This window comes from Micromonospora inaquosa, assembly GCF_003857055.1.
Classification (GTDB): Bacteria; Actinomycetota; Actinomycetes; order Mycobacteriales; family Micromonosporaceae; genus Micromonospora; species Micromonospora inaquosa.
The window spans coordinates 21,557-27,838 of the sequence record NZ_QGSZ01000162.1 but is presented as its reverse complement, the minus strand read 5'-3'; the positions used below and the strand labels follow the sequence as shown (position 1 = coordinate 27,838).

Below are 6,282 nucleotides of genomic sequence, written 5' to 3'. Positions count from 1 at the left end.
GATCACTGAGCCGCCGCACGCGTACAAGATCTGCCACCGCTACAGCCTGACCGCCCCGACAACGCCCAGCCGACAGGCCCCACGGCGTGTCACCCAACACCGTGAACGTTCGTGGTCACGGCACTAGCTGGCGGCCTCCGGCGTGGTCTCGGTCGGCTCGGTGGCCTCGGCGTCCTTCGAGGGCTCCTCCTCGTCCGCCGCCTTGACGCGCGCGGGCTCGGTCCAGGAGAACTCGATCTCGACGGACACCTCCGTCTCGCTCTCCCGTTCGATCTCCAGCTCGCACCGCACGGTGTCCGCGACGGTCACCGCACCCGCGGCGCCGTAGAAGAGCCGCCCGTCGGACTCCAGCTGGTTCGCCAGTTGGCGCAACCAGGCGGCCAGGTCGGAGCGGGACACCGTACGGGAATCCTCGTAAATATCCATGCCGACAATGCTCGCACTCCACAAAGGACAACTCGCGAAGGGCTTCGGCTTCGCGTGGTCCTGTCGGCATGATATGGATCTTGTCGATGGCGATCGTCCGGATAATGCCGGCTTCGGAGGTGCTACCGGGCCCGCGTGCGGGTATTGCTGGGCGATGAAGTCAACCTGGAAGCCCCACGAGAAGCACGGCACGCTGTCGGACAAGGACAAGCGTGAGCTGCCGGAGAGCGTCTTCGCGTTCCCCGGGAAACGCAAGGAGCCGATGACCGACGCGGGCCACGTCCGCAACGCCATCGCCCGGTTCGACCAGGTGCAGGGCGTCACCGACGCGGACCGCGACCTGGCCTTTCAGAACATCCTCGCCGCCGCCAAGCACTACGGTGTCGAGGTCGCCGAGACGAACTGGCGTCAACTGGGCAAACTCCCGCACACACCGAACCCGGCCCACTAACCGGGCGCATGAAGTACGCCTCGACGCAGAGGAGGTCCGCGTACCACTCCGTGGCCGCTGCCACGTCGTCCGCCCAGATGTTGAGTGTGGCAAATCCTCGCAGGCTGACGGGTTGTCCTCTCGTCGATGGCGTTGGTGCCCGGGACGGGGCCGATGTCGAGGTCGAGATCGACGGTACGCCCCGTCCCGGGCCGCGAACCGACGCCGGCGCGCGGCATCTTTCGTCAGCTCCCGGGTAGTCCCCGCCATTGCCCGTACGGATGGCGGGGGAGAGCGTGGAGAGCTACCCGGCAGTCGAGAACCACGGTCTGATCGGTGATCTACAGACCGCGGCACTGATCAGCACGGACGGCACGGTCGACTGGTTCTGCGCGCCCCGCTTCGACTCGCCGAGCGTCTTCGGCGCGCTGCTGGACCGCCGCGAAGGCGGTCACTTCCAGCTCTCGCCCGACGGCGTCGACTACACGAGCAAGCAGCTCTACCTGCCCGGTACGCCAATCCTGATCACCCGTTTCCACAGCGCCGACGGTGTCGGTGAGCTGCTCGACTTCATGCCTGTCACCGGTGAGCGGGCCACCGACCAGCACCGGTTGATCCGGCTGGTCCGGATGGTCCGGGGGACCATGCGGTTCCGCTTCCACTGCCAGCCACGGTTCAACTACGGGCGCGATCCGTTCGAGCTGGAGGTGCACCCCGAAGGCGACGTCTTTCGGAGCGCGACGATGACCTTCACCCTCGCCGCCTTCAAGAACGTGGAGCGGAAGTTCCACGTGGGGGACTTCCACCGTGACGCCGACGGTGTGTCCGCGCGGTTCACGCTGCACGCGGGCGACATCGGCGGGGTCGCCCTGGAGACGGCCAGCCCGCACGCGCCCCGAGCACTCAGCACCGACGAGGCGTGCGAACTGCTCGCCGAGACCCGCGACTACTGGCGACGGTGGGTGGGCGGTTCCCGCTACAAGGGCCGCTGGCGGGAGATGGTGGAACGGTCGGCGATGACCCTCAAGCTGATGACGTACGCGCCGACCGGCGCCCTGGTCGCCGCGCCCACCGCGGGGCTACCCGAGCAGATCGGCGGGCAGCGGAACTGGGACTACCGCTACACCTGGATCCGGGACGCGTCCTTCTCGGTGCACGCGCTGCTGCGCCTGGGCTTCACCGACGAGGCCCGGAAGTACCTGCTCTGGCTTGAGGCGCGCATCCGTGAGGCACACGACGGCAACCTGCCCTTGCAGATCATGTACCGCATCGACGGCTCACCGGACCTCCCCGAGGAGGTGCTGGGTCACCTGGAGGGGTACCGCGGCTCCGCGCCGGTGCGGATCGGCAACGGCGCGGCGGACCAACTCCAACTCGACATCTACGGCGAGGCGCTCGCCTCGTTGGAGTTGGCGGACCGCGACGGGCTGATCGCGCCGTACGAGGGGTGGCGTAAGACGGCCGGGTTGATGGACTGGCTGTGTGAGCACTGGGACCAACCCGAGGACGGCGTCTGGGAGACCCGCTCCGGTCGGCAGGACTTCACCTACGGTCGGGTGTTGTCCTGGGTCGCGCTGGACCGGGCCATCCGCATCGCGCGGCGCCGGGGCCGCCCGGGCGACATCGCCCGCTGGTCCGCCGAACGGGACGCCATCTACGAGCAGGTGATGACCCGTGGGTTCCACCCGGAGCGACGTGCGTTCGTGCAGCACTACCGTTCCGACATCCTGGACGCCTCGCTGCTGGCGATGCCAGGGCTGGACTTCATCTCACCAACCGACCCGATGTGGGAGTCGACGTTACGGGCGATGGACACCGAACTGGTCTCCGACAGCCTGGTCTACCGCTACGACCCGAATGCCTCCCCGGACGGTCTCGCCGGCACCGAGGGCACGTTCAACATGTGCACCTTCTGGTACGTGGAGGCCCTCGCGCTGGCCGGCCGGATCGACGACGCCCGGTTGACCTTCGAGAAGATGCTCACCTACAGCAACCCGCTGGGCCTCTACTCGGAGGAGATCGCGCCGACCGGTGAGCAGATCGGGAACTTCCCGCAGGCGTTCAGCCACCTGTCGCTGATCAGCACGGCGACCCACCTCGACGAGCTGCTCGACCAGCAGGGCTGAGGGGGCCGGTCAGAACAGCGTCAGCGGCTCGACCGGGATCGGCTCGGGCAACGCGTCGAGTCCGGGCACGCGTGCCCGTACCTCGTCGTGGAACCGGCGGGCGAGCACCGGCGCGTCGGCGTTGTCCGGGGTGTGGATGAACATCGTCGGCGAGCGCCCCTCGCGTAGCCAGGTGGCGGTCACATCGACCCAGCGCTGCCACCCCTCGACAGTGCGCGTCGGGTCGTCGCGACCGAGGTAGCGGACGATCGGCCGGTCGGTGAGCGCGAGGGACCGCAGTGGCACGCGCGGTTTCTTGCTCCAGGCGTCCCGCTCCGCGTCGCTCGTCGGTGGGTTGGCGAAGAAGACGGTCGTGTCGAAGGGGATCCACTCGGCGCTGACGGCGGTGAGGGTTGCTTCGAGCAGCCGGGCGGCGTGGGCGTCGGTGAAGAAACTGGGATGGCGGACCTCCACCGCGTACCGGTGGGACTGCGGAAGCCGCGCCAGGAAACGGCCCAGGGCCGGGACGTCGCCGGGTGCGAACGAGCCGGGCAGTTGGATCCAGAGGGCGTGGGCGCGCGGGCCGAGCGGCTCGATCGCGTCCAGGAAGGCGCGCAGCGGTTCGTCGACGTCGGTGAGTCGACGTTCGTGCGTGATGACCTTGGGGAGCTTGAGGACTAACCGGAAGTCGGGGCCCGTCTGGGCGGCCCACGCGGCAACGGTGTCCCGGGCCGGGGTCGCGTAGAACGTCGTGTTGCCCTCCACCGCGTCGCACCAGCTGGCGTAGTGCCGTAGGCGCTCCGTGGGCGGCAGTCGGTGGCCCGGCCACGACCGGTGACTCCACATCGCGCACCCCACGTGCAGACGCATGACCCGCCCTTTCCGCCGGTATCGCGCTGGATCGGAGCCCACCGTATCTGGGCCGGTGGGCCCGGCCGGGCCCACGGTCCGGCGGGTAGGGTCCGACGCCATGCGCGTGCTGTTCGCCAGTCTTGCGTCCGTCGGGCACACCTATCCGCTGATCCCGCTGGCGATCGCCGCCCGGGACGCCGGGCACGAGGTCCACTTCGCCGCCGGTACGGAGGTGCACGCGCCACTGGCCGCGCACGGCCTGCTGCCGTTCCGTCCTGGCGACGCCTTCTATGAGGTGTACGTCGAGGACCTCGCACCGGAGTTGGCGCGACTGCGGCCCGACCTGGTGGTGCACGAGTGGGGGCTGCCGGGAGCGGCTGTGGCGGCCCGTCGCGCCGGAATCCCGGGTCTGTGGCACGGGTTCGGCCGGATGTTTCCCGAGGGTATCGGTCTGGAGCTGCCCACCAGGAACGCCGAGGTCGTCGGCCGGCCGCACCTGGACATCTGGCCGCCCTCGTTGCAGGACAAGGACTTCCTCGCCACCGAACGTCGGATCGAGCTGCGACCGGTCGCCTTCTCGACACCGGCCCCGTTGCCCGAGCGGGTGCGCAGTCGGACCTCCCGGCCATTGATCTATCTGACCCTCGGCACCGCGTTCGGCACGCCGGAGTTGCTCCGCACCGCCATCGCCGGTCTGGCGGCGCTGGACGCGGAGGTGGTGGTCGCGGCGGGCCGGGTGCCCCTGGAGCAGCTGGGTGAGATTCCCGACCAGGTCAGCGTCCACCGGTGGGTGTCGCAGGCGGAGTTGCTGCCGCAGGTCGACGTGGTGGTGCACCACGGGGGCAGCGGCACCACCCTCGGCGCGCTCGCGGCGGGCGTACCCCAGTTGATGGTGCCGCAGGGCGCGGACCAGTTCGCCAACGCGGAGGCGCTCGCCGCAGCCGGGGTCGGGGTTCGGCTCCTCCCCGCAGAGGTGGACGCGGGTGCCATCGCAGAGCAGGTCCACCGGCTGCTGCCGCGGCACGGCAACGTCGAGCAGCGCGACGCGGCCCGCGCGGTGGCCGAGGAGATCGCCGCCATGCCGTCCCCGGCGTCCGTCGCCCAGCGCCTACCGGAGTACGCCCGGACGGATGCCTGATCGGGAACAGGATCGTCAACCCGACGTTGACGAAGAGGGAGCGTCAACCTATAGTTGACGCATGACGGAACCTGGCCAGATGAGTAACACGCTGAAGCTCGACGACCTCATTCAGTCGATCAAGAAGCTGCACACCGACGCGCTCGACCAGCTCACCGACGCGGTGCTCGTCGCCGACCACCTCGGTGAGGTCGCCGATCACCTGATCGGGCACTTCGTCGACCAGGCCCGGCGCTCGGGCGCCTCCTGGACCGACATCGGCCGCAGCATGGGGGTCACCAAGCAGGCCGCCCAGAAGCGCTTCGTGCCGAAGGCGACCGACGCGGGCCCGCTCGACCCCAGCGCCGGCTTCGGCCGGTTCACCCCGCGCGCCCGCAACGTGGTGATGGCCTCGCAGGAGGAGGCCCGCGCCAGCGGCAACGCCGAGATCGGGCCCGATCACCTGGTGCTGGGCCTGCTGGCCGAGCCGGAGGGGTTGGCCGCCAGGGTGATGGCTGGTCGCGGCGCCACCCCCGAGGCGGTGCGGGAGGCGGTCACCGCCGTCCTTCCGCCCCGGGCCGAACAGGTGCCGGACCTCATCCCGTACGACGCGCGGGGAAAGAAGGCGTTGGAGCTGACCTTCCGGGAGGCGCTGCGCCTCGGGCACAACTACATCGGCACCGAGCACATCCTGCTCGCCCTGCTTGAGCAGGAGGACGGCGCGGGCGTGCTCACCAACCTCGGCCTAAAGAAGGCGGCGGTCGAGGCCGACCTCGTCGCCGCCATCGCCACCATCGTCAAGAACCAGTGAGGACCCGAGGTCAGGACGCCTCAGGGAAGCCGTAACGCAGGGCGTGCTCCGGATCGGCCGGGTCGATCTGGCGCACGCCCGCATCGGCGAGGCGCTTGTTGACCTCGTCGAGCTGTTCACGCACCAGGCGGGCCTCCTCCTCGGTGACCCGGCCCCGGTGTGGCTTTCCGGCGTGCTCCAACGTGCCGTAGTCGATCTTCTCGGCGCTCTTGCGGGCCTTGGGTGGGCGGACCCGCTCGGCCGTCTTCAACAGCTGTGCCATCGGCACGTCGGTGGCCATCGCGTCGAACTCGCTGGCGGTCAACACCACCCGGCGTGGCTCGCCACCGCCGTGCCGGTCGTGGATCTCGACCACCGCCACGTCCAGCGCGGCGTCGTCGATGTTCTCCACCTCGCCCGGGGTGGCATCCAACTGCACGGGCCCGGCGACCAGGTCCGGGTGCTCCAGCACGACGACGCGGACCACCTCGTCGTCCTGCTGCAGAACCGTGCCGGTGAAGTCGGAGACGTGGATCGTCTTCTTGCCCATGCGCGGAGCTTC

The 6,282-nt window shown here is 69.6% G+C and carries 7 protein-coding genes; 4 read left to right on the top strand and 3 right to left on the bottom strand.

Annotation, left to right across the window (positions count from 1 at the left end; translation table 11 throughout):
* Window positions 1-123: 123 nt before the first annotated feature.
* The gene (locus DLJ59_RS08120) at window positions 124-426 is read right to left on the bottom strand and encodes an amphi-Trp domain-containing protein (RefSeq protein ID WP_124771890.1); all 303 of its coding nucleotides are present in this window, start codon (window positions 424-426) and stop codon (window positions 124-126) included.
* A gap of 154 nt (window positions 427-580) precedes the next feature.
* Here DLJ59_RS08120 and DLJ59_RS08115 point away from each other — a divergent pair, with 154 nt between their 5' ends.
* Both DLJ59_RS08115 and DLJ59_RS08105 read left to right on the top strand, forming a co-directional pair.
* The gene (locus DLJ59_RS08115) at window positions 581-877 is read left to right on the top strand and encodes a DUF6582 domain-containing protein (RefSeq protein WP_124771889.1); all 297 of its coding nucleotides are present in this window, start codon (window positions 581-583) and stop codon (window positions 875-877) included.
* Between the two features lie 275 nt (window positions 878-1,152).
* On the top strand, window positions 1,153-2,982 hold the full coding sequence (locus tag DLJ59_RS08105; RefSeq protein ID WP_124771891.1) for a glycoside hydrolase family 15 protein: 1,830 nt from the start codon (window positions 1,153-1,155) through the stop codon (window positions 2,980-2,982).
* Between the two features lie 9 nt (window positions 2,983-2,991).
* Here the strand turns inward: DLJ59_RS08105 and DLJ59_RS08100 are convergent, their stop codons facing one another.
* Window positions 2,992-3,807 carry a DUF72 domain-containing protein gene (locus DLJ59_RS08100; RefSeq protein WP_208648595.1) on the bottom strand — a complete coding sequence of 272 codons (816 nt, stop codon included), beginning with the start codon at window positions 3,805-3,807 and terminating at the stop codon, window positions 2,992-2,994.
* A 124-nt stretch (window positions 3,808-3,931) separates the two neighbouring features.
* Here DLJ59_RS08100 and DLJ59_RS08095 point away from each other — a divergent pair, with 124 nt between their 5' ends.
* Both DLJ59_RS08095 and DLJ59_RS08090 read left to right on the top strand, forming a co-directional pair.
* A complete protein-coding gene (locus DLJ59_RS08095; protein WP_124771887.1) occupies window positions 3,932-4,951 on the top strand; it encodes a glycosyltransferase in 1,020 nt (339 codons plus the stop codon).
* 61 nt (window positions 4,952-5,012) lie between these two features.
* A complete protein-coding gene (locus tag DLJ59_RS08090; protein WP_124771886.1) occupies window positions 5,013-5,741 on the top strand; it encodes a Clp protease N-terminal domain-containing protein in 729 nt (242 codons plus the stop codon).
* 10 nt (window positions 5,742-5,751) lie between these two features.
* Here the strand turns inward: DLJ59_RS08090 and DLJ59_RS08085 are convergent, their stop codons facing one another.
* Window positions 5,752-6,270: a hypothetical protein gene (locus DLJ59_RS08085; RefSeq protein ID WP_124771885.1), complete on the bottom strand. Its 519-nt coding sequence runs from the start codon at window positions 6,268-6,270 to the stop codon at window positions 5,752-5,754.
* Window positions 6,271-6,282: the final 12 nt, after the last annotated feature.

What these genes read in the sequence shown, in the direction of transcription:
- DLJ59_RS08095 (WP_124771887.1), top strand. Translation starts at nt 3,932, where the DNA reads ATGCGCGTGCTGTTCGCCAGTCTTGCGTCCGTCGGGCACACCTATCCG.
- DLJ59_RS08120 (WP_124771890.1), bottom strand. Translation starts at nt 426, where the DNA reads ATGGATATTTACGAGGATTCCCGTACGGTGTCCCGCTCCGACCTGGCC.
- DLJ59_RS08090 (WP_124771886.1), top strand. Translation starts at nt 5,013, where the DNA reads ATGACGGAACCTGGCCAGATGAGTAACACGCTGAAGCTCGACGACCTC.
- DLJ59_RS08115 (WP_124771889.1), top strand. Translation starts at nt 581, where the DNA reads ATGAAGTCAACCTGGAAGCCCCACGAGAAGCACGGCACGCTGTCGGAC.
- DLJ59_RS08085 (WP_124771885.1), bottom strand. Translation starts at nt 6,270, where the DNA reads ATGGGCAAGAAGACGATCCACGTCTCCGACTTCACCGGCACGGTTCTG.
- DLJ59_RS08100 (WP_208648595.1), bottom strand. Translation starts at nt 3,807, where the DNA reads ATGTGGAGTCACCGGTCGTGGCCGGGCCACCGACTGCCGCCCACGGAG.